Genomic DNA, 24945 nt, shown 5'->3' on the forward strand with positions numbered 1-24945 from the left:
AATCACAATTACTTCGTGGGATACTCTGTCTTTTTAGCAACTGTATTCAAGGCTTCATCAAGCTGACGAATAGAGGCTAATAAATTCTCCCCATCTTCGGTTCCCATAATTTTTGCAATATCATCTAACCAAGGGCCATAAATCTTTTCAGCCAACGATTGATGATAAGAAGCCCCTTCCTCCGTTACCTCATAGAGCGGAGATCGTTTGTTTTGAGGATTATCAATCGGCTGAATAAAACCATATTCTAAAAGCAGGCAAATTTGTCTTTGCACAGCTTGACGAGATGTCGAGCGTAACTCAGCTATTTGCGGTACTGACAATGCTTCTTGCTCTCGATTAATGATCGATAAAATTACCCAGCAAGAGTGTGTAATATCACTTTTTGCTTCAGATAATAGATCCTCACTAATACGATGCAATTTCGACAAGAGCGAAAACATCTCTTGAAACATCGAAACAAATAGTGGTTTTTCAGTAATATCTTTTTTTTCAGCCATGATCTTCTTTAGAAAAGAGTAAAACAATTGTAGATAGTAAATCTTGACAACCTTGTTGTCAACAAAATTGAAATGAGAATTGTTCTAAAAAACAACAACAATCCTCAGCTCTTCTCTCAATATGAGCGCTCTGAGCAGACCTTAAAAAACGAAGTAGAAAAAATATTCTTCTCACAAAAAACAATTATTTAAATGCTTTCCTAAAATTTATCACATAAAAAAAGATTAAAGATAGCAATACCTTTAATCTCTTTATCACCTTGATCTAGTTAAATCACAACTCGCGTTAATCTAAACTCATCTTAATCGCAAATGTTGTCACTAAAGGCGCCAAAATAATCGCCGCAAGATCACCACCAATTAAGATCATCATCAAACTCCCTAATGAATGGCCTTCTTGCAATCTAGAGATTAACTGAACACCAATCAATAGTACGGGGATATAGAGTGGTAGGGTAATAATACTCAAGAGTAACCCTGCCTGACGCAGCCCAACGATTAATGCCACGCACATAGCACCAATTAGACTCAATAAAGGAGTTCCAATAAGCAAAATTAACGCTACAACCCAAGATTGCATCAAGGTAAACCCAAGCATTACCGCTAAGACAGGCGAGAAAATCACTAATGGCAAACCTGTTAAGAGCCAATGGGAAATCATTTTACCCAAGATAATAAAATAAAGAGGCGCACCACTAATTGCCATCTGCTCTAAAGAACCATCTTCAAAATCATTCTTAAACACTCGATCTAATACTAATATTGTCGACAATAGTGCTGCAATCCAGAGTATTGCCGGTGCTGCTGCTAATAACAACTTCTGATTTTCTAAGCCTAAACCTAAAGGAAAGAGCGAGATAATAATTAAAAAGAAGACTAGCGGCATAAAAATTTCAGAACGATTACGCATTCCGATCTTAAAATCCCGGATCATGACAGCTGATAGTAACTTAAGCATTGCGAGTAAATCCTTCAATCGTCAACTCTTTACTAAAAACAGTACTACTTGGCATCTGATGGGAAGTAAAAATAATCGCCCCGCCCGCTTGGCAATGCTGAACCATTTCCCCTTCTAAAAGAGCGATAGAGTCAACATCTAATGCCGTAAAAGGCTCATCTAATATCCAAATAGAGGCTCGCTTTTCTAACCACAACCTTGCTAGAACTACGCGGCGTTTTTGCCCTGCGGAAAAATATCTCACAGGTCTCTCTTCAATCGGTAAGCTTAATAATCGAAACACCGCTTCAACCTCTTGACGTGAAACCTTCTCACCTCGTAAAGAGAGTAAGAATGAGAGATTCTCCCAAGCCGTCAAATCAAGATTCAAACTCAACTGGTGCCCAATATAAATGATCTCTTTTGTGTAGTAATGCAGCAACTCTTTACGCTCAATACCATTGAGCGCTATTGAACCTTGATATCTTTGGCTCGCTCCTGATATCGCTCGTAATGAAGTTGTCTTTCCTGCTCCATTTCTCCCCTTTAAATAGAGTGATTCCCCATTTTGCAAAGTAAAAGAAAAAGGCTCAAAAATCGGGCGATAGTTACGTGTTATCTGAAGCGAATCAATATTTAACGTAAAAGCTGCGTGCAAAGACATTACTTACTCCACAATATTATGCAGATCAATCACTATCGGCACAGAAATATCCTCTACCACAATGTTATCCGCTTCAATATCCCCTTTAGAGGTTATCGGATCGCCATTTAGGCTGATTTTGGCAGAAATAGATAATGAATCTTGCCCCGTTAAGGACGTTCCTGGCATTAAAAGATCTTTTTCCGTCACGGTTAACGCAATAGGAAAAGCCTTAATGGCGCTAATTGGAATTCTTTTAGCGGCAAGGGGTGGACCCACTTCTTGATTTCTAACAAAAAGGAACAGTATCGCCTCTTTCGGCAATGATGCTAAATCAACACCAGAAAGATCGATTTGAACGGCGATTGCCTCTGTCTTAAGCGCATCTGTAACAGTCTCTTTATCTGCATCTGCCACTGGCGCCTGCCCTGTTAAGCCGTTAATCATATTTGTAATGAGCTTTCGGTTCTCAGAGCCTTCTGGATAAAGATCTGCTAAAGTCGAAAAGTAGTGAAGCGCTTTATCTAGTTTCTGATTCTCAAAGAGTACCGTTGCATAATAGAGCATCAAACTCTCATTTTTAGGATTATTCATCACAAACTGATCAAATAGAGCCTCTAAACGATCATTGAGCTTATAATCATTTCTCGCTAACTGAATATTCAGCAGCGTATAGTAGGTATTATCATTATTAGGATCTAAGCGATAAAGATCTAAATAAGTCTTCTCAGCTAAGGGAAGCTGATCCATACTAAGATAAATTTTTCCCAATAAATTAAGTTCTTTAGGATCGGTATGATGATCTCTTGAGCTCATTAAATTCAATGCTGCTAACGTTCCTAAAAGATTATCTTGCAGCTCTAAAGGCGGATTGAGATCCATAATATTAGCCCCTTGTTGCAATGCTTCAATTGAAGTACCTGCTAACCATTTTTGGACATACGGCATTGCTAGCGCTCTATGTTTATCAAGCTTTTTAGCTTCTTCTTGATAACCTGTTCCCCAGAAATAGACCGCAGAAAACATCACGATAATGCCGGCAAAAAGAAGGACTATCAATTTTGTCATCCCACTTAACTGACGATCTTCATGCGCAACGGCTAATAGATCTTGCGCAAGCTCAACCTTAGTCGCTTCATATTCTTCAGAAGTAATCTTGCCGCGCTTTAAATCATCATCAAGCGTTGCTGTTTCATCGAGATATTTATCACGATAAACCGTCTTTAGACGTGGGAACTTCTCTGCACCCTTCCCCCAAAATGCCACAACCAGTATCAACAGCGTTACGGCAACAAACAGCCCTGTATATATTAATCCCATCATCTTAGTTGTCTTTTCTCTGTAATATCTCGTTTAAACGCGCCTGATCTTCAGCGGAAAGTGTCGTTGTTTCTGTTACAACTTGCGGCTTTCTTTTACGCCCTTTTGCTAAAAACACAACGCCTAAAATAAAGACCAATAATACAAATGGGCTAAACCACAATAACCACGTTACAGGTTTAACCGGCGGATTATACATCACAAAATCGCCATAACGATCCACCATAAATGCAATGATCTGCGCATCTGCTTGCCCATCAATAATCATGTCATAAGTTAAGTCCCGCATATCTTGTGCTAAAGGGGCATCTGAATCTGCAATATTTTGGTTTTGACACTTAGGACAACGCAGCTCTCTTGTTAAACTCTGAAAGCGCCTTTCATCAATAGAGTTACTAAACTCATATAAGTTGACAGAGGCCATACCTTGCTGCAAAAAGAGTGACAAGAAAATCGTACAGGCGATTAAAAATCGTTTCATTTACTTCGCTCCTTCTCTTGCAGCTGCTTTTGCAGCTTCTATTGCTTTATCTGCCTTACTGATCGCAGCTTGTAATGCTTTGGTGTTATCAGCATCAAAACTCGCTTCATAGATGCCTTTAAATCCCATCTCCCAAAGCTCAACAGTCATCTCACCGACATGACGATAAACAATAATATTATTTGCATCTAAAAAGTAGGTTTCCGGCGCACCATACACCCCTAAATTTAAACCAATCTTGCCGCTCTCATCAGCGACTGTAAAGATATAGGGGTTCCCTAGATCACGTAACCACTCATAAGCTTTTAACGTGTTGTCTTTATAATCCACACCATAAATAGGCACACCTGTTGCCCCAATCTCTTTTAGTGCATCATGCTCAGCTTCACAAGTTGGGCACCACGTTGCCCAAATATTAAGGAGTGCGGGGCCTTTAATATCTTCATCGGTCAAAATTTTCGCCGTCACCCCAGGCTTTGCTACTTCATAAGCACTAAATGAGGGGAGCTGCTTTCCTTTCAATGCTGAAGGCAAGTAACTGGCATCATTTTCTAAACTTTGTGACAGAAAAATTAAGAAACCGACAACAAGAATGACAACGCCTGCGATAATTCCTTTTCCTCGAGTCATTTTAACCTCCTAACCTTCTTGAATCTTAGCATCTGTTTGTAGTTGCTTGCGCCCAATTCGATAACGTCGATCTAAAATCGATAACAGTGCCGCAATAGAGATGATTAAGCCCCCAAGCCAAATCCAGCGGACAAACGGCTTCACATATAGGCGAATTGCCCATGCATTTTCTGCACGCTCTTCTGCCATTGCAACATAAAGGTCATCAATTAAAGAGGGTCTAAGTGCCACTTCACTAATAGGCATTCCGCTAACTGTATAGGTACGTTTTTCCGGATACATCATACGAAGTGGCTTCCCATTTTGGTAAACTTGGATCGTGCCTTTTGTTCCCACATAGTTTGATCCTTTCACATCTTCTAATGCTAAAAGCTCAAAACCATATTCCCGTACCTCTACCGTTTCACCTACTCGAACAAGACGATCTTGTTCATCACTATAATGTGAGGTTAAGGTAATCCCGATAATGGTAATGACTAAACCTAAATGTCCAAGATTCATCCCCCAACGAGAAAGCGTTTGACGCTTCATTGCTTGGAAGTAATTATCTGTTTTGCGGCCATTGAGTTTAATTTCAAAAAGAATCCCAAAGACAACCCAATAACTCAATGTTAAACCAAGAACGACCCAAAGATCTAAACGCCCCACATAAAGGTAGTTCGTTGCAAAGCCAAGCACTACAGCACTAACGCCCATAATGATTAATGGGGTTTTAATACGGCTAAACTTATCTTCTTTAAAGCGAAGCAGCGGCGTAAATCCTAATACCACTAAAATCAACATCGTAATTGGCACGGTATACTCATTAAAGTAACCTTCACCTACAGATATTTTCCCAATCTGTAAAATATCCACAATTAGCGGGTAGAGCGTTCCTAGTAACACCACAAAACAGGCTACAGATAAGAAAATATTATTAAATAAGATTCCTGATTCTTTTGACACTAAGCTTAAATGCGACTCTTGACGAATCTTATGGGATCTAAAGAGTAAAAGGAGAAACCCAAAAAGCGTCACGATCGCAAGAAGCATTAAGATAAACTGCCCTCGTGATGGGTCCGCGGCAAATGAGTGAACAGAAGTTAAAACCCCTGAACGCACTAAGAATGTTCCTAATACACTTAAGCAGAACGTTAAAATTGCAATGATTACCGTCCAGAGCGTAAAGGCTTTACGTTTTTCTGTCGCAGCTAAAGAGTGAATAAGTGCAGCGCCTAAAATCCAAGGAATAAGAGAAGCATTTTCAACAGGGTCCCAGAACCACCAACCGCCCCAGCCAAGCTCATAATAAGCCCACCAGCTACCTACCGTAATTCCTAATGTTAAAAAGCCCCATGCGGCTAATGCCCAAGGTCGCACCCAACGAATCGATAATCGATCGATATGCCCTGTTAATAAAATCGCACACATAAAAGCATAAGGCACCGCAAAACCCACATAACCCATATAAAGAAGCGGCGGGTGAATGATTAACCCCACATCTTGTAATAATGGGTTTAAGTCACGCCCATCATAAAGATCTAAACTTAAATTTCTGCCAAATGGATCTGAGGTAAAAATCAAGAAAGCGATAAAGCCAACTGTAATTCCCCCAAGTACCGCAAGCGTTGCCGCTGAGAGCTCAAGTGGCATTTTCCGAGTTACAAATACAACCCCAAGCATCCACGCCGTTAAGGTAAAGACCCAGAGCAACATTGACCCTTCATGCCCCCCCCAAATTGCCGTAATCTTATAGATATCAGGGAGCTTTGTATTGGAGTTTTGGAAGACATAAGAGTAGGAGAAATCACTAATCCAAAATAGATGCCCCAAATAGACAAATGAGAATCCCACAAGCACAAAAAGCCATATAGTTAATGGCCTTGCACTATACATTAATTGGGGACTGCGTAACTTGATGCCGATAAGTGGCAAAATAAAGAGTGCTATCGAAACACCGAGCGCTAGATAGAGCGCGAGTTGACCTAACGGAAGCATAATAACCCTTAATAAATACTATAATTGGTGGATCGACTTAAATATCTTTCTCTTTAAATGGATGACCTTGCGCTTCTAATGTTGCAGCAACTTCTGGTGGCATATACTCTTCATCATGCTTTGCAAGAATCTCTTCAGCCACAAAATGATTACCTTGAACCAATTTTCCGCGCGCAATAATTCCTTGCCCTTCTCTAAAAAGATCCGGCAAGATTCCTTCATAGCTCACAATGATCTGCTCTGATGAACCATCTACTAATGCAAACTCCACCACTAAGCTATCAGATCCTTTATGGAGCGTTCCTGGAACGACTAAACCTCCAACACGAATTGTTTTATCAAGTGGCGCTTCACCATTTTGCACTTGTTCTGGTGAATAATAGAGATTTAAGTTATCTCGAGAAGCAAACATCGCAAAACCGATCACCAAAAAGGCCGCTACAATAACAGCGATCACCACATACATTCTCTGCTTTTGTCTCGGTGACATCATGCCACGCTTCCCTGCAGTCTTCATATTTTGTTGACTCATTTGATTAAACCCTCCCTAGTCATTGCTCGTTTTAAACCTCTACCTTCGCTAATCAAAGCGACTATCAAACCGATAAGGCAAATAGCGACAAAGCCATAACATGCCCAAACATAAGTGGTATGTTTTCCCATATCTAAAAGATTTAAAAATTCTGCCATTCAACAACCTCTAAATTAAATATCCTAAATCTGCTTTACTACTCAATGATCCCGTCTACTTATGTCGTCTTATGGTAAGGTCATTATGGGCTAATAATTAGCCATGATCAATCCATTATTGTGCGGGAATTATTCATTAATTTTTTGTATAAACCTGTAAGAGCTGCTCACGATAGATAAGGTGAACACTCTTTAATAAAATATACCCAACTGTAAAGAGGATATACGCCACCATCATTAATACTAAAGGCTTTAACATTGCCGCATCAAGACTAGGTCCGCCGGATGCAAAAATCGTACTTTTTTGATGAAGGGTTGCAAATAGATAGACCGATGCTTTAATAATCGGCACAATCACCACCCCAATAATAGCTAATATTGAAATCCCCATATTCGCTTTTTCCCGATCTTCAAAGGCATTATCTAAGCCGATGTACCCTAAGTAGAGGAAAAAGAGAATGAGTACTGAAGTTAACCTTACATCCCAAACCCACCAAGTTCCCCAAGTAGGAGCTCCCCAAATCGCACCTGTCACCAAGGTAATTAAGGTATAAACTGCACCTAATACCGCAGCTGATCTTGCAATCACGGGAAATAACTTAATGCGGAAAATTAAAAAGAGAACACTCAAAGCCGCCATAAACATATAGAGCGCCGAAGAGAGTATTGCCGCTGGGACGTGGATATACATGATCCGAACCGTATCGCCTTGTTGATAATCTATGGGGGAATCAAAGAGTCCATAGTAAAGGCCAGCGATTGCAGAAACTGCGCTGAGAACGAATGCCCAAGGAATTAATTTCTTTGCAAACGGCACAAAGTATTTATAACTAATTAATCTTTTAAGGGCGCTAAATCTCGATTTTTTAATCGGTTTAGCAGAAGGCTTTTTTATTTGATCTACGTTGGTCACAGCAACCCTTTATTCAAAAAGTATTCTAAGATCTCTATCTTTCAGGGGTATTAGTATAGCAAATCTTCAATTATCGGCATTAAAAGAAATTGCATTGTTCTCATAAAAAAGCGCAATAGGTCAAGTTTGCCATGAATTTATTTCCTACAATCCTTCAATTTATATTTCAATGCTCCCATGTTACTATGAAAGTTCATGACTTTTTTGCCACTTGGAGCACTGAAAACTATGATAAAAACCATCATCGTCCTTAAAGAGACACATCCTCTTGAGAAACGTGTGGCGCTCGACCCGAAAAATGTAGAACGTTTTATAAAAGCGGGATTTAAAGTAATCGTTACGCCAGATGCTGGTGTGAAAGCTTACTTTAATAATGAGGCGTATGAAAAAGCAGGCGCAGTGGTTACCACTCCTGCATTTGATGAAGCATCTATTATTGTTTCTATCAACGCCCCAACAGCAGCGCTTGCTCAACAATTTAAAGCAGGATCTATCTCACTCTCGATGCTCGATCCTTATAATAATGTCGATTTAATTAAAACGCTTGCCACCCAAAAAGTGAACGCAATCTCTTTGGAATTTATCCCAAGAATTACGCGCGCACAAAGTATGGATGTTCTCTCCTCACAAGCGACAATCTCAGGCTACCAATCGGTGCTAATTAGCGCAGATCTTTCCCCTAGATTCTTCCCGATGCTCACAACAGCAGCAGGAACTATTCGCCCGGCAAAAGTGCTGGTTATTGGCGTTGGTGTTGCAGGATTACAAGCTATTGCAACAGCCAAACGCTTAGGTGCACAGGTGGAAGCTTACGATATTCGCCCAGATGCCAAAGAGCAAGTGGAATCACTAGGTGCAAAACTGGTAGATACTGGCGTGAATGCAGCAGGTGAAGGCGGCTATGCTCGTGAATTAACAGAAGATGAGAAAGCGCAACAGGCCAAAGCTCTAGCAAAGCATGTTAAAGAAGCGCATATCATTATCACAACCGCTGCAATCCCAGGTAAAAGAGCGCCACTGATCGTCACAAAAGAGATGGTGGAAGCAATGATGCCGGGCGCTGTTATCGTGGATATGGCTGCTGAAACTGGTGGAAACTGTGAAGTCACCAAACCAGGGGAAACGGTAATCCTCAATGAAGTAACTATTGCAGGACCTCTTAATTTGCCATCAACAGTTGCTATCCACGCTTCTGAGATGTTCTCTCAAAACATCTATAACTACTTAAATCCTTTCATTACAGAAGAGGGCTTAGTGCTCGATCTTGAAGATGAAGTTGTGAGAGATTCCCTCATCACCTATGAAGGTGAAGTGGTATCTGAACGCATTAAACCTTTAATGACAGCCTAAAGCTTAAGGAGATATTTTTATGATTACAGGATTTGCAGCGCTCTATATCGTTGTGCTTTCCGCCATTTTAGGATTTGAAGTGATCTCACGTGTTCCGGCGATTCTTCATACCCCTTTAATGTCTGGTTCAAATTTTATCCACGGTATTATCTTAGTCGGTGCAATGATTGCACTCGGTCATGCTGATGGCTTTTTCCAAACAAGCCTTGCATTTATTGCCGTTGTTTTTGGTGCGGTCAATGCTGTCGGGGGCTATTACGTCACAGATAGAATGCTCGAAATGTTCAAATCTAACAAAAAAGAGGAGAAATAATTCATGGGTGCATTGATTGTTAATATTGGCTACTTTATTGCCGCTATCGTCTTTATCTATGCTCTTAAGAGTATGAGTCATCCCTCTACAGCTCGTAAAGGAATTCATTATGCCGGCATTGCGATGGTACTTGCGGTTGTTATTACCCTTTTCCATCCTGATATTACTCATAAATCTTATTTAACCAACGTCATCTTAATTGTGATTGCAATTGCGATCGGTTATTTCATTGCAAAACGCTCAGCGCTTCAAGTTGAGATGACTGATATGCCGCAAATGATTGCAATCTATAACGGAGTTGGTGGGGGCGCTGCTGCGATTATTGGTGCGATTGCACTACTACAAGTAGGTTCTCCTGATACAGCTTATAATTCTCGCGTCCTACTTCTTGCCGCGCTCGGTGGATTTATTGGTGCCGTCTCCTTTACAGGATCCATTGTCGCTTGGGCAAAACTTGATGGCAGAATGAAATCAACGATTCGTTTCAAAAATAGAAACCTGATCAACCTTTTCATCTTCCTCTTTGCACTTCTTTTAGCAGTTTTATTAGCCGCAGAATCTGAGCCTCATTACTTTATGCTCTTTATGTTCTTTGCCTTAACGCTTGCTCTTGGGGCGCTGATTGCTGTGCCAATTGGTGGCGCAGATATGCCAGTGATTATCTCGCTCTTTAACGCATTAACAGGGATTGCTGTAGCTTTTGAAGGAATTGCCTTAGATAACGGCGGCTTAATTATTGCCGGTACTGTTGTTGGTGCTGCAGGTACCCTCCTAACACTCCTTATGGCAAAAGCGATGAACCGCTCTATCAACAATGTTCTCTTCTCTAACTTTGGCGATGCAACAAGTGAAAGCACCGAAGTTGAAGGCTCAATGACAGAAACAGATGCGGCGAATGCGGCAATGACAATGGCCTATGCAGACCGAGTTATTATCGTGCCGGGATATGGTTTAGCGGCAGCGCAAGCACAACATAAAGTTGCGGAGCTTGTAAAAATCCTTGAAGCTCGTGGCGTTGATGTTCGCTTTGCCATTCACCCTGTTGCAGGAAGAATGCCAGGGCATATGAATGTTCTACTTGCAGAATCAGGAATCCCTTATGAAAGCATCTTTGATCTTGATGAGATCAATGGAGAATTTAAAGATACTGATGCCGTTCTTGTTATCGGGGCAAATGATGTCGTAAACCCAGTTGCACGTATCGATAAATCAAGCCCGATTTATGGTATGCCAATCCTGAATGCCGACCAAGCAAAACAGGTATTTGTGATCAAACGTGGACAAGGAGCAGGTTTCTCAGGCATTGAAAACCATCTCTTCTACTTAGATAATACGGATATGGTTTATGGAGATGCCCAAAAAGTGGTTAATGAGATGATCACAACTTTAAAATCTCTTTAAAATAATTTTTAAAATTCATATCTAAACCGTAGAAAAAGCGCTAATATCAAAATCTATTAGCGCTTTTTTTATCGTCTCCAAAAGCGATAATTTCATCTCTTATTTGTTAGAAATCGGCGGGTTGTTTACACTTCAGTGTTAAAATAATTTTCTAAAACTTCATAAGGCGTTAAACCATTAATACCCTTATGAGGTTTTACTGTGTTGTAATAGTTTAAAAATCGTTTTAGCTTCTTTTTCCGATCATCTGAACTGATAAACTCTTCCTGATTATGCCACATTTCCATGAGTGTTCGAATGACTCTTTCTGCTTTTCCATTCGTTTGAGGGCAAGCTGGCTTTGTAAACTTTTGATTAATCTTATGTGTTAGACACATTTCGACAAAGGCATGTTCTGATGTACCTTTATACTCACGACCATTATCCGAATAGGTGCATTCTACAGTATAGGGACACTGTTCTAACAGATCCCATCGAAGAAATTCAGCAGCACTAAACTGTGATTTATCAGGATAAATACCGGCATAAAGTTCTCTTGAAAAATCATCAATTCCTACAAATAAATACTCTCTAGTGCGATTTTTAAGATCCCCTTTTAAAAGAGGGAGCCGTTTAGTATCCACATGGACCATCTCGCCAGGATAGTTTTTGTTATAACGTTTAGCCCTCTTTTTAAGTTTCTCTTCAATAGATTTTTCAATCTTTGCAAGACGTTTAATGCCATACTTAATTGTTCTATAACGTTCATTTTTACTAGCTAATGGCACAAACAAGTTCAATCTACCTTGTTTTAGTACTTTATAGATCGTAGGTCTGCTTACCATAAAACGCTCAGCTAGATAGGTTACGGTAAATTTTTCTTGATGATGTAATCGCCAAATCTCTTCTCGATGAAACGGCGTTAATTTTGTTTTTCGATGGATATTCATAACAGTATTTTCTCCTAATACTGTAAACAACGCGATAAAATCCTACATCTTATTACTTTAACTCATCTTGACTATATCTGATGAAAGGAGCCCTGATGAATCCGCTAAATATCAAACTACTGAACCTTTTTGCCGGTAAAACTAAAGAATACCCAGAGCATGAGCCTAGCGCCATTGCAAAATCACGCCTTTCAGAAATGCACTATCTGACAACACTGGGAATAGAGGGTGATGAACAATACGAAAAACGCTTTCATGGCGGTGTCGATCGAGCACTTTGTCACTACCCTATTGAGCATTATGATTACTGGCACCAAGCCTATCCAGACTTAAAACCGCTCTTTGTAACACCGGCATTTGGTGAAAACCTCTCCACTCAAGGCTTAACAGAAGAGAATGCTTTTATGGGAGATATCTATCAGTTAGGAGAAGCGATTATCCAGATTACCCAACCAAGATCGCCTTGCTATAAACTTAATTATCATCTACAGATTCCTAACTTATCACTACTGATGCAAGAAACTGGCTACTGTGGCTGGTTATATCGAGTAATTAAGGAAGGAAATATCGCTCCAGATTCTAAGTTGGAGCTCCTTTCAAGACCAGGAACACTCTCTGTAAAACGGACACTTGAGATTGCTTTTAATGAGCCTTTTAATGAAGAAAATACGCTTATCCTCCTCTCATCCCCAGGGTTATCCACAAGTTGGACGCGCACAATGCAAAACCGATTACTAACAAAGACAATCGAACCTTTTAATTTTAGGCTATTTAAGAAATAGGTAAACTATAGTATTGAATACACAATGCAAAATACTATTAAACCCAGTAATAAAAAAGACCTCTATATAAATCAGCTCTTGCAAACATCTATCAAAGTTACCAAGAGCTTTATTTTCTTTGTCCTTCCTTAGTATCTTCCTTGCTTATCTTTGGTATTTTACGATTCCTTTAAGGGAGTATGATGATGAGCCTTTTGGTTTATTAGCGCTTGTTGGACAAGGCTGGCTACAAGCTTTAATCTGGCTCTATATCTTTAACATTTATGCTGCTAATGCATTCCAAGAAACTAAAAGTCTTAAGATTTAAACTCATTAGAATCATCGGAACTATTAAAGGAAAAACAACATGCCTCATTCGCCTGATATCTATCTAAAGCCGGATCGAAAAATTTGGACAGAAGCCGATCTTCCTTATCTTGGTTGGCATAATTGCGTCATTCATGATTTCACATTAGAAAGAACAGATCAACCGAGTGCGCCCAATTTCCTCTTAGATTTAGATTATATTCTCCAATGGCTCAAGCCTAATGAATTAGGCTATTTCCAATTTTGGACCGCCCCTACAACCTTGATATTCTATAATGTGCAATCATTAAGAATTGAGATCGATCCCCTTTGGAAACCGCCTACACTACTTGAAATTGATGAGATTTATCTTAAGAGAGAATCCCCTAAATCCTCCAAAGAAACGCGCTATCAGGGCGAGATCTCTTTAAGAAGAGGAAGAATGAGTTTTAATGCGCAAGGATTTAAACAAATTGTCCGAAAACCACCTAAGCTATCGACCATGCAACATTGGGGACTTGAAGAGAGGGGAGGAATATCCTTTGATAAAACCCCTTATAAACTAGAGGATGAAACTCTCTTAACATTGCCGTAATTGATATGAAGAATAAACAAACATCACAAACCTCATGAAGAGCGTTCTAATAAAAAACCACTTAAATTATTTAAGCGGTTTTCTTTAAAATATTAAATACAATAAATGGTTAACCCGCTGTTTCATCCCAGTTATTACCACGACCCACTTCAACGATTAATGGTACATCAAGTTTAATCACATCCGTCATTGCATCCACTAAAAGCGCTGTCGCGGCTTCTTCTGATGCTAGATTTGATTCCAAAATAAGTTCATCATGAACTTGTAGTAACATTTTTGCATCAACTTCTGATTTCGCCGTTAATGAAGCATCCACTTTAAGCATCGCTAATTTAATAATATCAGCTGCCGTACCTTGTAACGGTGCATTAATTGCCACACGCTCAGCTCCCGATCTAGCTATCGCATTAGAGCTATGGATTCCCGGCAAATAGAGTCTTCTACCTAACAATGTTTCTACATAACCAAGATCTTTTGCTTTCTCTTTTGATTGATCCATATAGTTTAAAACGCCCGTATAGCGGCTGAAATAGAGGCTAATATACTCTTGCGCTTGTGTGCGAGAAATTCCGAGCTGTTTCGCCAAACCAAACGCACCCATTCCATAGATCAAACCAAAGTTAATCGCTTTTGCTGCTCTTCGCTCTTCACTTGTGATTTTCTCTAAAGGAATCCCGAAAACTTCAGAAGCTGTCGCCGCATGAATATCTTTACCCTCTTGGAAAGCTTGAATCATCGTCTCATCTTGTGAGAAATGCGCCATCAAACGCAGTTCTACTTGTGAATAGTCCGCTGCTAATAAAATCGAGCCCTCTTTTGCAATAAATGCCTCACGAATACGGCGACCTTCTTTGGTACGAATCGGAATATTTTGTAAGTTAGGATTAGAAGAAGATAAGCGCCCTGTGCTTGTTTGTGCTTGATTAAAGGAGGTATGTACCCGTTTAGTATCTGGGTTAATCTCTGCAACTAAAGATTCTGTATAGGTAGAACGTAATTTTGAAAACTCCCGATACTCCATAATAATTTTGGGTAACGGATAATCTTCAGCAAGTTTTACCAAAACATCTTCTGCGGTAGAAGGCGCGCCTTTTGGCGTTTTCTTAATCACCGGCAATTGAAGTTTTTCAAATAAAATCGTCCCCACTTGTGATGGGGAGCTCATATTAAATTCTTCCCCCGCAAGCTCATAGGCCGCTTTTTCTAGATCTGCTAAATTATCGCCAAACTCCACACTTAGCGCATTTAAATGATCAGCATCAACCAAAATCCCTTCATGCTCCATCTTGGCAAGCACCGATACTAACGGTACTTCAATCTCAGCATAGACTCTGTATTGACTCTCTACCGATTTTAAACGAGGCACAATACTATGCTGCAATTGCAAGGTAATATCGGCATCTTCTGCGGCATAAAAGCTAGCTGTTTCGATATCAATTTCGTCAAAAGTTTTTTGTGATTTTCCTTTGCCGGCAATAGATTCAAATGGCGTTGTTTTAAAACCAAGATAAAGTTCCGCTAACGCATCCATATTATGACGATTTCCTGTTGGATCAAAGATATAGCTTGCGAGCATCGTATCATCAGCAATCCCTTTAATCTCAGCGCCATAGCGTTTTAAAATATGCCAATCAAATTTCATATTTTGCCCAACTTTAGGAATCGACTCATCTTCTAAAATTGGTTTTAAAAGCGGCATTACCTCATCAATTGTCAGTGGATTTTCAAGTCCTGCTTGTTTAAAAGGAATATAAACAGCTTCCCCAGGCGCCACTGAAAGCGAAATCCCCACAAGATTAGAGCGCATAAATTCTAAACCATCAGTTTCCGTATCGAGCGCTAAAAGTGCTGCTTTGGGAATCAGCTTTAAAAATTCTTGCAAGCTTTCTATTGTGGTAATCGTCTCGTAATTTGTGGTTGCCGGCATTGTCGGATTTACCCAACTATTACCATCATCACTTGATGTTTTCGCAGCTTTTGCAACAGGCGGTACAAATCTCTCTGTTGGTGCATCATTCCCATCGAGCCCAATGAGTAATTGACGGAAACCTAAATCCTGATAAACATCACGCAAGCGATCTGTAAACTGATCCTTACGCTTTAACTCTTCCACTTTAATTGGGAGCTTTGCATCCATATACAGTGTTGTAAGTTCTTTAGAAAGCGCAAGGATATCTAAACTATCTCTCAGCCTTTCACCCACTTTTCCTTTTATCTTTTCGGCATTTGCTACGATCCCATCAAGATCTCCCCATTCATGAATCCATTTTGCTGCTGTTTTAGGACCAACGCCTTGAACACCGGGGATATTATCGGCACTATCCCCCATAAGAGAGAGATAATCACGCACTTGCTCAGGATAAACACCATATTTTTCGAAAACTTCCGTGCGCCCTAACATCTCATTTTTCATGCCGTCATACATATTAATGACATTATCTTCCACTAATTGCGCTAAATCTTTATCACTTGAAGCGATAATTGTGCGAATCCCTTTCGCTTTTGCTTCTAAAGCAAGCGTTGCGATAACATCATCTGCCTCAATGCCGGGGATAATAATGCGCGGATAACCTAAAAGGTCAATAATTTCAAAAAGAGGTTCAATCTGTAAACGCAGATCATCCGGCATTGGCGGTCTATGTGCTTTATAATCCGGGTAAAGATCGCTTCTAAAGCTTTTGCCACTGGCATCAAAAATAACCCCAAGATAATCTGGGTTAAATTCCCGCATCAATTTCTCAAACATATTAATAACACCGCGAATCGCACCCGTAGGTCTTCCATCAGGGCTCTTTAAAGGCGGCAGTGCGTGAAATGCTCGAAATAGAAAGTTAGAGCCATCAACGACTAAAAATGTTTTCGACATACTTAGGAACCTTTATGCTTCAACTCTACCTTCACGTAGAGGAATTTAAAAAATAGTGAATAGAATGATTATACAAAAAAAGCGGCCCTAGCGCTGTTTCTCCATTGAAGATTCTTTGCTTAAAAGATCTATCTATCAAAATGAGGCATTTAAAAGTGGACATTATTTACAAAGATGATAAATATAATCATTCACATTTGATAATAAAAATCTTACAAAGAGGACAAAGATGCGTCAATTACTATTAGCCATTGGTTTAACAAGTTGTTTAGGTCTTGCAATCGCAGCACCTAAAGGTGTTGTGATGGATTTTGGGGCTTTAGATACTATCGATGCCTTAGGCGGCGGTGAAGCCGTTGTTGCAATCCCTAAACAATTTGCACCGGAATATCTTGAAAAATATCAAACAGAAACCATGAAATCTTCTGGCGATATGTTCAAACTCGACATGGATCTCATTGCTCAGGAAAATCCTGACTTTATCATTATTTCAGGCCGTCAAGGAAAATCAGCGGCTGAATTACAAGCGATTGCACCTGTCATTAACTTCTCGGCAGCTAATGATGATTTTTTAGAATCTGCTAAATTTAATATCTTTGCTGTGGGAAATGCCATTGAAAAACGCCCAGAAGCAGAAGCGGCTTGGAATACTCTTAGTACAAAATTTGAAAAATCTGCTGAAAAAGCAAAAGCATCAGCGCAAAAAGCCCTTGTTCTAATGCATAATGATGGTAACTTCTGGATCTCAAATAACAGTGGTTATGCAACATTTGTCCATGATGTATTAGGCGTTAAACGCGCAGAAACTGAGGAAGTAGAAAAAGGCGCACAAGCGGATGCGGCTTATTTAACCTCTAAAAATCCAGACATTATCTATATTATTGATAGAAGCGCTGCCATCGGGCAACCGGCAATGGATCAAGAATATTTTAAAGCAGCAGATATGGCACAAATCAATGCCATCAAAAATGATAAAGTCATCTACTTAACCCCTAAACTTTGGTATCTCTCAGGGAAAGGTTTACAAAGCCTTGACCTTCAAACCGATGAGATCATGAAAGCGATTGATTAATACTTATCAAGTCGCATCAAAAAGATACTTAGCTAAAAGCCTAGTCAATGACTAGGCTTTTTTATAGTCGATTCAATTTAAGAAACACTATTTTAAATAGTATTAAGGGTACAGAGTATCCAATGAGCTTACGCAATGCCGGATAGAACGATTCTTGCACCTCTCATAATCGATGCGCCGGCAATCTAATTCAGTGACTTTTAAACCAATTTTTCGATACAAGATTTGCTGAGCTATTTGATAACGTTAAACAATCTTTTATACAAAATTGTTATAGATAAACACGATTAAGATGATAGTTAAAAAGCCTGCCAAAATTTGACGGATACGCTTTACCGGTAAGATATAGACAAGCTTCGCACCAATAGGCGCAAAGATAACGCTCGTTAAAGAAAGCCCTATCACCGCGGGATAGTAGACAAAGCCAATAGAATTCTCTGGTACATTAGCAACGCCCCAACCATTAATTACCGCGCTTGTTGCACCCGCTGCCGCCATAAACATCCCTATAGCAGAAGAGGAAGCGATCGCATTTTTCATCTGATACCCAATTTTACTTAAAACAGGGACAATCATCACACCCCCGCCAATGCCAACAAAGCTTGAGATAAAACCAATAATTCCTCCAGCACCTAAATAGATAGGTTTTGGCACACCCGATACTTTATCTGCCTCTTTTTTCGAAGCTGTGCGAAGCATATTAATAATGGTATAAGCCAAAAATAGACAAAAGAAGAGTTGTAGCACAAAGTTATTCATCATGCTGACAACTCGGCTTCCTATCGCAACCCCAATAATCGCACCAACCCCCATCAAAAAGACCACAGTCCATACAACAGAGCCCCTTTTTTGATGGGCAATCACAGATGAAAGGCTCGTAATTCCCACAACAGCAAATGAAGTACCTAACGCAACCTTCATAATTAATTCAGGATCTACACCTTGAGATACAAGGAAAAATACCAATGCCGGCACCACAACCGTTCCACCACCTACACCTAGTAATCCCGAAATTAAGCCAATAATACAGCCCAATAATAGAAATATTACTAATTCAATCCCCATATATTCCCTGCCCTTTCCTTGCTATTACCCATCTATAATAATGATCTGCCGTTATTGACAATATCGGGCTAAGGCGCTTATATCAATCCTTTCTTGAAGATTTTTTTAATAATCTTCGTAAAAGTCCAAATAATATTTAGCTTAACTGGCTGATTTTTATAACCCCCCCTATTCTCATATCACGAAAACAGTACCAGCAATCGTCTAATTAACCCGATATGCTACACTTTCAGCTTCTTTACTATGACAAAACATTGAGTGCTGAAATCTATGACAATTCCTAAAAGTTTCGATCAATATGCTGAAAAATATGACCTCTGGTTTTTAGAAAATCCAAATGTACTACGCTCTGAGGTAAAACTTGTCGCAAAAACCCTTGAAGGTTGCCAGAATATCTTCTCAGTCGGTTGCGGCAGCGGCCTTTTTGAGTCTATTTTGCGTCAAGAGTATGGTATTGACATTGAAAACGGACTCGAACCCTCAGAAGACATGGCAAATATTGCTAGAAAACGAGGGCTAAATGTCACAATTTCAACGGCTGAAAACTTCGCTTATGCTGGTAAAAAATATGACACGATTATCTATAATGGTTGCCCTGGGTATATTACAAATCTTGAAACAGCCTTAACCCAAAGCTTTCACGCTTTAAATCCAGGTGGCAAGATCATCGTCATTGATATCCCTAAAGAGAGTGGTTACGGCTTACTCTATAATCTTGCAAAAGCAGTACAATCTTGGGATCATCCGCTGTTAAAAGAGGTCTATCCTCGCCATCCTTACCCGATTGAACTTGTCGAACAAGCAAACTGGCGGACAACCCAAGAAAAGATCGAGACGATGAAAAAGATTGGCTTTACTGATTTTGAGTTCTTCCAAACACTCACCACTCATCCTATCTACTCGGATAATACTGTTGAAGAGCCGATTGAAGGCTTCGATAAAGGTGACTATGTCGCAATCTGCGCTTATAAGCACTCATAAAAGGGATCTCTATGACTAATCACACACTTTGGACTGAAAGTACTTGGCAACGCCATTTACCCATTTATCATGCCACTCAGCAAGTTCCCTTTATTCAAGAGCTGATTACAGGAAAACTCGATGCAAGACGTTTTCGATTTTATATCGAACAAGATGCGCTCTACCTTCAAGCATTTACCAAATTATTACAATCTATGGCGCATCGAATCGAAGAAGCGGATTTTCAGTCATATTTTCACAACTTTGTGCAAGAAAATATGGAACAAGAAAAAGCGCTTCATGATCGCTATCTCAATAAAGAGATCAGCCAAATAATTCCTAGCAAAACCTGCCAAGAATTTATAACTTTCAATGCCACTTTAGAAACGCTTCCTATTCCTCTTGCGCTTGCCGGCATGCTTCCTTGTTTTTTAGTCTATCAGCAACTTGGGCTTTATATCTTCGATCAACATCAAAGAGCGCATAACCCTTATCTAAATTGGATTGATACTTATGCCGGCATTGAGCACCTTGAATCCGTATCAAGACTGAGAAAAATGTGCGATTATTACGCACAAAAAGCAGATAACAAAACTCAAGAACAGATGCATGAGTGGTACAAAAAAGGGGCCACTTTAGATCAGCAATTTTGGAATAGTTGTTATCAAATGATCCCATAAAAAATTGCCATGTTGCATGTAATATAATTTGATGAATATCAATTTGTTACATTTTTCTCCCCTCTTTTTCACCTTGAAAGTTTGCATTTTTATTCTGAATCGGATAATCATAGAGGTGTCGGCTTCACAAAATTTTGCGCTTAGGTTGATTAAAAATATTAAAAAAGTATCACCACAATCTAAGAGCATTCAAAGGAGGACTAGGCTAAAGAAAGAATATACTTTCACGGTTTAGTAAATATGGTGAGTAAAAGTATCAGTCTCAAATAATAAAAAAAATGGAGACACGATAGGCTTAAAATTCTAGGGACCTACGTTTTGTAAGGCGTAGGTTCCTAGGTTATTCTTCAAGATCGCTCTGCGGTAAATTCACATATAATTTACTCGAGGGCTGATCTTGAAAGCGGTAGGCAGCAATTGCTTAACCACGCATGCTTCCCAAAGCGGGGCAAATAAAGGATCTTTGTTAATGACAGGCACAATATAAACCGCAAATCGCGGAAAGATCTTGAAATCTTCCTCTGAAAAGTTTCGTAAAATACCCTATAATTGTATAATTTGATTTTCAAACGACAATTCATAATACGCGCTGTATTACAAATTTAAGGATTCAATATTATGCGATCACATTATTGCGGATTAGTGAGCGAGGAACTTCTCGACAAAACTGTTACACTTTCTGGTTGGGTACATCGTCGTCGTGACCATGGTGGCATCATCTTTGTTGACCTTCGTGATAGAGAAGGGATTGTTCAGGTTGTTATCGATCCTGCACAGTTAACAACACCTTTTGCTGAAGCTGAAAAAATTCGTAATGAATTTGTTATTCAAATCGAAGGTAAAGTCATCGCACGCCCTGATGGCATGGTTAACGAAAATATTGTTTCTGGTAAAATTGAAGTGATTGCAACAGCGCTTACAATCCTCAATACAGCAGCGCCACTGCCATTCCAATTAGGGGATGACAAAACTTCAGAAGAAGTACGTTTAAAATATCGTTACCTTGATCTTCGTGATACGCGCATGCATCAAAACATCATGCTTCGCTCGAAAGTTACTCGTTACATTCGTCAAGCACTCGATGAACAAGGCTTCCTTGATATCGAAACACCATTCTTAACAAAAGCAACACCAGAAGGCGCTCGTGACTATGTTGTGCCATCACGTGTGCATCATGGGGAATTCTTTGCCCTTCCACAAAGCCCACAGCTCTTCAAACAGCTCTTAATGGTGAGTGGTTTTGACCGTTACTACCAAGTCGTTCGCTGCTTCCGTGATGAAGACTTACGTGCAGATCGTCAGCCTGAATTTACCCAAGTGGATATCGAGACATCTTTCCTCTCATCGGATCAAATCATGGATATCGCCGAAAAAATGATTCGCGATACCTTCAAAGCATCCATCAATGTTGACCTTGGTGATAACTTCCCACGCATGACATGGCATGAAGCAATGGCTCGCTTTGGTTCAGACAAACCAGATCTTCGTATTCCGCTTGAGTTCACAGAGATCACAGAGCTTATGAAATCTTGCGAATTTAAAGTATTTAATGATGCCGCAAACCGTGAAAATGGACGTGTTGTAGCACTTAATGTTCCTGGAGTATCAGATCAATTTACTCGCCGTCATATCGATGAGTATACTGAATATGTGGGTCGTTACGGCGCGAAAGGCCTTGCATACATCCGTGTTAACGATGTTGCGGCAGGTCGTGAAGGCTTACAATCACCAATCGTTAAATTCTTAGATGATGCAACGTTAACAGCATTACTTGAAGCAACGAAGGCACAAAATAATGACATCATCTTCTTTGGTGCGGATAAAGCAACCACGGTTAATGATGCTATCGGTGCACTTCGTGTGAAAATTGGTAAAGACCTCAACCTTCTTACCCATAAATGGGCCCCTATGTGGGTTGTTGACTTCCCCATGTTTGAATACGATGAAGATGCAAAACGCTATGTAGCTGTTCACCATCCGTTCACAACACCAAAAACAGGGATTGAGTCACTCAATGATCCTGCAAACTCAATCGCAAATGCTTATGACTTAGTATTAAACGGTACTGAGCTGGGCGGTGGATCAATTCGTATCTTCAAACATGATGTACAGATGAAAGTCTTTGAACTTCTTGGTATTGATAAAGCAGAAGCCGAAGAGAAATTTGGCTTCCTATTAGATGCGCTTAAATATGGTGCGCCTCCTCATGGTGGTATCGCATTTGGTCTTGACCGCTTAGTGATGCTCATGGCAGAACAAAGCTCAATCCGTGATGTGATTGCATTCCCGAAAACACAATCTGCAGCATGTTTACTCACAGACGCGCCGGCATCAATCAGCCAAGCGCAACTTGATGAACTTGCGATTGAACTTGTAAAAGAGGAAGAAGAAGCGAAATAATTAGCTTCCTTTAATATCATCTAAGTTAAAAAGATTAAAAAGGCTTAACTATCATGGTTAAGCCTTTTTATCTAAAGAACTATCTGAAATCAAATATCACATATTCCTTGAGCTGCAAGTTTTAACTTAGGCTTAGAGATCACCCTTTTTCCTTCCTCCTCAGAAACCTGCTCTAATCCAGCACCACCAACAAAAACTCCCATTTTTATATATTGTCGTACAAAATGGTTTTTTCCTGACTCTAAACTCATCGTTATATTATTAGGGGAAAATTCAGATTCAGTACCGAGAATAATTTCATTTTCTTCAGTTGGTATTGTTAAATAGAAAAAAACTTCATTTGATGTTTCTCCAACACAACCACCATTAAGATAAACATCCTTTCGCAGCGCTTGACCCACAAAACTATCTCTATAAATATAAAGACCTGCTTCCCCCTCTTTTGGCACTGGAAATAACTTTGCATTCTTATTATCTATATCACTAGCAAGTGGAACAGATGAGCACCCTGCAATAAAAACTGGCAGTATAACAGCTACAGCCATAATCATTTTTTTCATAGTTATCGATCCTTTAATTAATCTATTTTTAGAACTCCCCTACTCATGGGAACAAACATACCTTAACCTAAAATTTAACCATAATCCCCCAACAACAATATTTCCGTGAGAATAGTGAGAGAAACTTGACCAGAGTGGTATAATGATAGGCATAGAAAACTGTTTTCACTTAAGGAGAAAAGAAGATGTCAATGATCGATGAAACAGGAATTAACTTCACAGATTCTGCCGCACTAAAAGTGAAAAGCTTAATTGATGAAGAAGGTGATCCTAGCCTTAAACTCCGCGTTTATATCCAAGGTGGCGGTTGCTCTGGTTTCCAATATGGTTTTGCTTTTGCTAATGAAGTAGAAGATGGCGATGTTGAAGTAATTAACCAAGAAGTCACCCTTTTAGTAGATCCATTAAGCTATCAATACTTAGTGGGTGCTGAAATTGATTATGTCAATGACTTACAAGGCGAGCAATTTGTGATCCGTAATCCTAATGCAACAACAACTTGCGGTTGTGGAAATTCATTTAGCGCATAATCATTATCAAGATAACTGATTATCAAAGTTATTATTAATAGCCTATTTCGTTTATACTATGGCGACATTATTAACGAGATAAAGCACCTATCTCATAAGAGTTAGGTGCTTTTTTTAAGTCTATATTCTTTTTAGGAATCTAAAACTATGGCAACAGGCTCAATTTTAGTATTAATCATTGCGGCAATTGCCGTTCTACTGGTTTTCCTTGGTATTAAAATGGTACCCCAAGGAAATGAATATACCGTTGAACGCTTTGGTCGCTATCGTAAAACGATTACTCCAGGGATCTCTTTCATCGTGCCATTTTTTGATCGTGTAGGTCATAAAATTAATATGATGGAAAATGTCACCGATGTCCCTTCACAAGCCGTTATCACTAAAGATAACGCAATGGTTCGTGTGGATGGGGTTGTTTTCTTCCAAATTAACGATGCAGCGCGCGCAGCTTATGCCGTCAATAACTTAGGGTCAGCGATTCTTAATCTCACCATGACCAATATTCGTACGGTAATGGGCTCAATGGACTTAGACGAGCTTCTCTCAAAACGTGATGAAATCAATGCAAGCCTTCTCTCAGTTGTTGACCATGCCACAGAACCTTGGGGCGTTAAAGTCACCCGTATCGAAATTAAAGATATTGAACCACCAAGAGATCTTATTGATTCAATGGCAAAACAGATGAAAGCAGAACGTGAAAAACGTGCAGCCATTCTTGAAGCACAAGGCGTTAGAGAAGCCGAGATTCTTCGCTCTGAAGGGGATAAACAATCTGCTATTTTAACCGCTGAAGGAAAGCGCCAAGCGGCATTCTTAGAAGCAGAAGCTCGTGAGAGAATGGCCGAAGCTGAAGCTAATGCTACCTTAATGGTTTCTAAAGCAATTAGTGAAGGCGATATCCAAGCGATTAACTACTTCGTTGCCCAAAAATATGTAGAAGCTTTTGGTAAAATTGCCGATAGCGATAATAGCAAAATTGTGATGATGCCAATGGAAGCTTCTGGTATTGTCGGTTCTATTGCCGGTATTGCTGAACTTGTAAAATCAGCGGGGAAGGAGTCGTAAT

25 protein-coding genes and 1 pseudogene are annotated in these 24945 nt (G+C 39.7%); 12 read left to right on the forward strand and 14 right to left on the reverse strand.

The window, feature by feature from the left end; all coding sequences use genetic code 11:
• Positions 1-8: 8 nt before the first annotated feature.
• From MMG00_RS09495 to ccmC, 10 genes and pseudogenes are all read right to left on the reverse strand, one after another.
• Entirely contained in the window at positions 9-500 is a 492-nt protein-coding gene (locus MMG00_RS09495; RefSeq protein WP_242147724.1) for a MarR family transcriptional regulator, read from the reverse strand.
• 286 nt (positions 501-786) lie between these two features.
• Positions 787-1458: a heme exporter protein CcmB gene (gene ccmB, locus MMG00_RS09500; protein ID WP_242147726.1), complete on the reverse strand. Its 672-nt coding sequence runs from the start codon at positions 1456-1458 to the stop codon at positions 787-789.
• Entirely contained in the window at positions 1451-2101 is a 651-nt protein-coding gene (ccmA, locus tag MMG00_RS09505) for a heme ABC exporter ATP-binding protein CcmA (protein WP_242147728.1), read from the reverse strand. Before ccmA ends, ccmB begins: the two co-directional genes overlap by 8 nt.
• A gap of 3 nt (positions 2102-2104) precedes the next feature.
• The gene (ccmI, locus tag MMG00_RS09510; RefSeq protein WP_242147730.1) at positions 2105-3403 is read right to left on the reverse strand and encodes a c-type cytochrome biogenesis protein CcmI; all 1299 of its coding nucleotides are present in this window, start codon (positions 3401-3403) and stop codon (positions 2105-2107) included.
• Position 3404: 1 nt separating this feature from the next.
• Positions 3405-3881 carry a cytochrome c-type biogenesis protein gene (locus tag MMG00_RS09515; RefSeq protein ID WP_242147732.1) on the reverse strand — a complete coding sequence of 159 codons (477 nt, stop codon included), beginning with the start codon at positions 3879-3881 and terminating at the stop codon, positions 3405-3407.
• Between the two features lie 105 nt (positions 3882-3986).
• Positions 3987-4511, reverse strand: a pseudogene (locus tag MMG00_RS09520) (DsbE family thiol:disulfide interchange protein); the annotation flags it as partial.
• A 9-nt stretch (positions 4512-4520) separates the two neighbouring features.
• Entirely contained in the window at positions 4521-6488 is a 1968-nt protein-coding gene (locus MMG00_RS09525; RefSeq protein ID WP_242147736.1) for a heme lyase CcmF/NrfE family subunit, read from the reverse strand.
• A gap of 37 nt (positions 6489-6525) precedes the next feature.
• Entirely contained in the window at positions 6526-7020 is a 495-nt protein-coding gene (gene ccmE / locus MMG00_RS09530) for a cytochrome c maturation protein CcmE (RefSeq protein WP_242147738.1), read from the reverse strand.
• The gene (gene ccmD / locus MMG00_RS09535; protein WP_242147740.1) at positions 7017-7178 is read right to left on the reverse strand and encodes a heme exporter protein CcmD; all 162 of its coding nucleotides are present in this window, start codon (positions 7176-7178) and stop codon (positions 7017-7019) included. The genes ccmE and ccmD overlap by 4 nt, the downstream gene beginning before the upstream one ends.
• A gap of 136 nt (positions 7179-7314) precedes the next feature.
• On the reverse strand, positions 7315-8091 hold the full coding sequence (gene ccmC / locus MMG00_RS09540) for a heme ABC transporter permease CcmC (RefSeq protein WP_242147742.1): 777 nt from the start codon (positions 8089-8091) through the stop codon (positions 7315-7317).
• Between the two features lie 228 nt (positions 8092-8319).
• On the opposite strand from ccmC, the gene MMG00_RS09545 reads away from it, so the two are divergent.
• Genes MMG00_RS09545 through MMG00_RS09555 form a run of 3 tightly spaced genes read left to right on the forward strand, consistent with a single transcriptional unit; the run spans position 8320 to position 11155 of the window.
• Positions 8320-9441, forward strand: coding sequence for an NAD(P) transhydrogenase subunit alpha (locus MMG00_RS09545; RefSeq protein WP_242147744.1), 1122 nt, complete (start codon positions 8320-8322; stop codon positions 9439-9441).
• 19 nt (positions 9442-9460) lie between these two features.
• Positions 9461-9754 carry an NAD(P) transhydrogenase subunit alpha part 2 gene (locus MMG00_RS09550; protein WP_242147745.1) on the forward strand — a complete coding sequence of 98 codons (294 nt, stop codon included), beginning with the start codon at positions 9461-9463 and terminating at the stop codon, positions 9752-9754.
• 3 nt (positions 9755-9757) lie between these two features.
• Complete coding sequence (locus MMG00_RS09555; protein ID WP_242147747.1) at positions 9758-11155, forward strand: NAD(P)(+) transhydrogenase (Re/Si-specific) subunit beta; 1398 nt, start codon at positions 9758-9760, stop codon at positions 11153-11155.
• 125 nt (positions 11156-11280) lie between these two features.
• Here the strand turns inward: MMG00_RS09555 and MMG00_RS09560 are convergent, their stop codons facing one another.
• Positions 11281-12084: an integrase core domain-containing protein gene (locus MMG00_RS09560; protein WP_242153261.1), complete on the reverse strand. Its 804-nt coding sequence runs from the start codon at positions 12082-12084 to the stop codon at positions 11281-11283.
• A gap of 95 nt (positions 12085-12179) precedes the next feature.
• On the opposite strand from MMG00_RS09560, the gene yiiM reads away from it, so the two are divergent.
• The 3 genes from yiiM to MMG00_RS09575 all read left to right on the forward strand — a co-directional run bounded on the left by yiiM (position 12180) and on the right by MMG00_RS09575 (position 13746).
• On the forward strand, positions 12180-12866 hold the full coding sequence (gene yiiM / locus MMG00_RS09565) for a 6-hydroxyaminopurine reductase (RefSeq protein WP_242147748.1): 687 nt from the start codon (positions 12180-12182) through the stop codon (positions 12864-12866).
• 118 nt (positions 12867-12984) lie between these two features.
• Positions 12985-13173, forward strand: a complete 189-nt coding sequence (locus tag MMG00_RS09570; RefSeq protein WP_242147750.1) for a hypothetical protein — start codon at positions 12985-12987, stop codon at positions 13171-13173.
• A 39-nt stretch (positions 13174-13212) separates the two neighbouring features.
• Positions 13213-13746 carry a hypothetical protein gene (locus MMG00_RS09575; protein WP_242147752.1) on the forward strand — a complete coding sequence of 178 codons (534 nt, stop codon included), beginning with the start codon at positions 13213-13215 and terminating at the stop codon, positions 13744-13746.
• A 109-nt stretch (positions 13747-13855) separates the two neighbouring features.
• Here the strand turns inward: MMG00_RS09575 and polA are convergent, their stop codons facing one another.
• The gene (polA, locus tag MMG00_RS09580; protein WP_242147755.1) at positions 13856-16612 is read right to left on the reverse strand and encodes a DNA polymerase I; all 2757 of its coding nucleotides are present in this window, start codon (positions 16610-16612) and stop codon (positions 13856-13858) included.
• Positions 16613-16841: 229 nt separating this feature from the next.
• Between polA and MMG00_RS09585 the strand changes: the two genes are divergently transcribed.
• Complete coding sequence (locus MMG00_RS09585; RefSeq protein WP_242147757.1) at positions 16842-17684, forward strand: ABC transporter substrate-binding protein; 843 nt, start codon at positions 16842-16844, stop codon at positions 17682-17684.
• Positions 17685-17942: 258 nt separating this feature from the next.
• Here the strand turns inward: MMG00_RS09585 and MMG00_RS09590 are convergent, their stop codons facing one another.
• Positions 17943-18749 (reverse strand): sulfite exporter TauE/SafE family protein, encoded by an 807-nt coding sequence (locus MMG00_RS09590; RefSeq protein WP_242147759.1) that lies wholly within the window; start codon positions 18747-18749, stop codon positions 17943-17945.
• Between the two features lie 270 nt (positions 18750-19019).
• Here MMG00_RS09590 and MMG00_RS09595 point away from each other — a divergent pair, with 270 nt between their 5' ends.
• From MMG00_RS09595 to aspS, 3 genes are all read left to right on the forward strand, one after another.
• Positions 19020-19730, forward strand: a complete 711-nt coding sequence (locus MMG00_RS09595; RefSeq protein WP_242147761.1) for a class I SAM-dependent DNA methyltransferase — start codon at positions 19020-19022, stop codon at positions 19728-19730.
• Between the two features lie 11 nt (positions 19731-19741).
• On the forward strand, positions 19742-20389 hold the full coding sequence (locus tag MMG00_RS09600) for a TenA family protein (RefSeq protein ID WP_242147762.1): 648 nt from the start codon (positions 19742-19744) through the stop codon (positions 20387-20389).
• Positions 20390-21007: 618 nt separating this feature from the next.
• Positions 21008-22789 (forward strand): aspartate--tRNA ligase, encoded by a 1782-nt coding sequence (gene aspS, locus MMG00_RS09605; RefSeq protein WP_242147764.1) that lies wholly within the window; start codon positions 21008-21010, stop codon positions 22787-22789.
• Between the two features lie 89 nt (positions 22790-22878).
• Here aspS and MMG00_RS09610 read toward each other — a convergent pair whose 3' ends face one another.
• Positions 22879-23349 (reverse strand): DUF2846 domain-containing protein, encoded by a 471-nt coding sequence (locus tag MMG00_RS09610; protein ID WP_242147766.1) that lies wholly within the window; start codon positions 23347-23349, stop codon positions 22879-22881.
• Between the two features lie 185 nt (positions 23350-23534).
• On the opposite strand from MMG00_RS09610, the gene erpA reads away from it, so the two are divergent.
• Positions 23535-23879, forward strand: a complete 345-nt coding sequence (erpA, locus tag MMG00_RS09615) for an iron-sulfur cluster insertion protein ErpA (RefSeq protein ID WP_242147768.1) — start codon at positions 23535-23537, stop codon at positions 23877-23879.
• A 147-nt stretch (positions 23880-24026) separates the two neighbouring features.
• Complete coding sequence (locus tag MMG00_RS09620; protein ID WP_242147769.1) at positions 24027-24944, forward strand: SPFH domain-containing protein; 918 nt, start codon at positions 24027-24029, stop codon at positions 24942-24944.
• Position 24945: the final 1 nt, after the last annotated feature.

It is taken from the genome of Ignatzschineria rhizosphaerae (genome assembly GCF_022655595.1).
GTDB classification, from domain to species: domain Bacteria; phylum Pseudomonadota; class Gammaproteobacteria; order Cardiobacteriales; family Wohlfahrtiimonadaceae; genus Ignatzschineria; species Ignatzschineria rhizosphaerae.

Coding starts and splice junctions, on each gene's coding strand:
- MMG00_RS09495 (WP_242147724.1), bottom strand. CDS start 500: ATGGCTGAAAAAAAAGATATTACTGAAAAACCACTATTTGTTTCGATG.
- ccmB (WP_242147726.1), bottom strand. CDS start 1,458: ATGCTTAAGTTACTATCAGCTGTCATGATCCGGGATTTTAAGATCGGA.
- ccmA (WP_242147728.1), bottom strand. CDS start 2,101: ATGTCTTTGCACGCAGCTTTTACGTTAAATATTGATTCGCTTCAGATA.
- ccmI (WP_242147730.1), bottom strand. CDS start 3,403: ATGATGGGATTAATATATACAGGGCTGTTTGTTGCCGTAACGCTGTTG.
- MMG00_RS09515 (WP_242147732.1), bottom strand. CDS start 3,881: ATGAAACGATTTTTAATCGCCTGTACGATTTTCTTGTCACTCTTTTTG.
- MMG00_RS09525 (WP_242147736.1), bottom strand. CDS start 6,488: ATGCTTCCGTTAGGTCAACTCGCGCTCTATCTAGCGCTCGGTGTTTCG.
- ccmE (WP_242147738.1), bottom strand. CDS start 7,020: ATGAGTCAACAAAATATGAAGACTGCAGGGAAGCGTGGCATGATGTCA.
- ccmD (WP_242147740.1), bottom strand. CDS start 7,178: ATGGCAGAATTTTTAAATCTTTTAGATATGGGAAAACATACCACTTAT.
- MMG00_RS09545 (WP_242147744.1), top strand. CDS start 8,320: ATGATAAAAACCATCATCGTCCTTAAAGAGACACATCCTCTTGAGAAA.
- MMG00_RS09550 (WP_242147745.1), top strand. CDS start 9,461: ATGATTACAGGATTTGCAGCGCTCTATATCGTTGTGCTTTCCGCCATT.
- MMG00_RS09555 (WP_242147747.1), top strand. CDS start 9,758: ATGGGTGCATTGATTGTTAATATTGGCTACTTTATTGCCGCTATCGTC.
- MMG00_RS09560 (WP_242153261.1), bottom strand. CDS start 12,084: ATGAATATCCATCGAAAAACAAAATTAACGCCGTTTCATCGAGAAGAG.
- yiiM (WP_242147748.1), top strand. CDS start 12,180: ATGAATCCGCTAAATATCAAACTACTGAACCTTTTTGCCGGTAAAACT.
- MMG00_RS09575 (WP_242147752.1), top strand. CDS start 13,213: ATGCCTCATTCGCCTGATATCTATCTAAAGCCGGATCGAAAAATTTGG.
- polA (WP_242147755.1), bottom strand. CDS start 16,612: ATGTCGAAAACATTTTTAGTCGTTGATGGCTCTAACTTTCTATTTCGA.
- MMG00_RS09585 (WP_242147757.1), top strand. CDS start 16,842: ATGCGTCAATTACTATTAGCCATTGGTTTAACAAGTTGTTTAGGTCTT.
- MMG00_RS09590 (WP_242147759.1), bottom strand. CDS start 18,749: ATGGGGATTGAATTAGTAATATTTCTATTATTGGGCTGTATTATTGGC.
- MMG00_RS09595 (WP_242147761.1), top strand. CDS start 19,020: ATGACAATTCCTAAAAGTTTCGATCAATATGCTGAAAAATATGACCTC.
- MMG00_RS09600 (WP_242147762.1), top strand. CDS start 19,742: ATGACTAATCACACACTTTGGACTGAAAGTACTTGGCAACGCCATTTA.
- aspS (WP_242147764.1), top strand. CDS start 21,008: ATGCGATCACATTATTGCGGATTAGTGAGCGAGGAACTTCTCGACAAA.
- MMG00_RS09610 (WP_242147766.1), bottom strand. CDS start 23,349: ATGAAAAAAATGATTATGGCTGTAGCTGTTATACTGCCAGTTTTTATT.
- erpA (WP_242147768.1), top strand. CDS start 23,535: ATGTCAATGATCGATGAAACAGGAATTAACTTCACAGATTCTGCCGCA.
- MMG00_RS09620 (WP_242147769.1), top strand. CDS start 24,027: ATGGCAACAGGCTCAATTTTAGTATTAATCATTGCGGCAATTGCCGTT.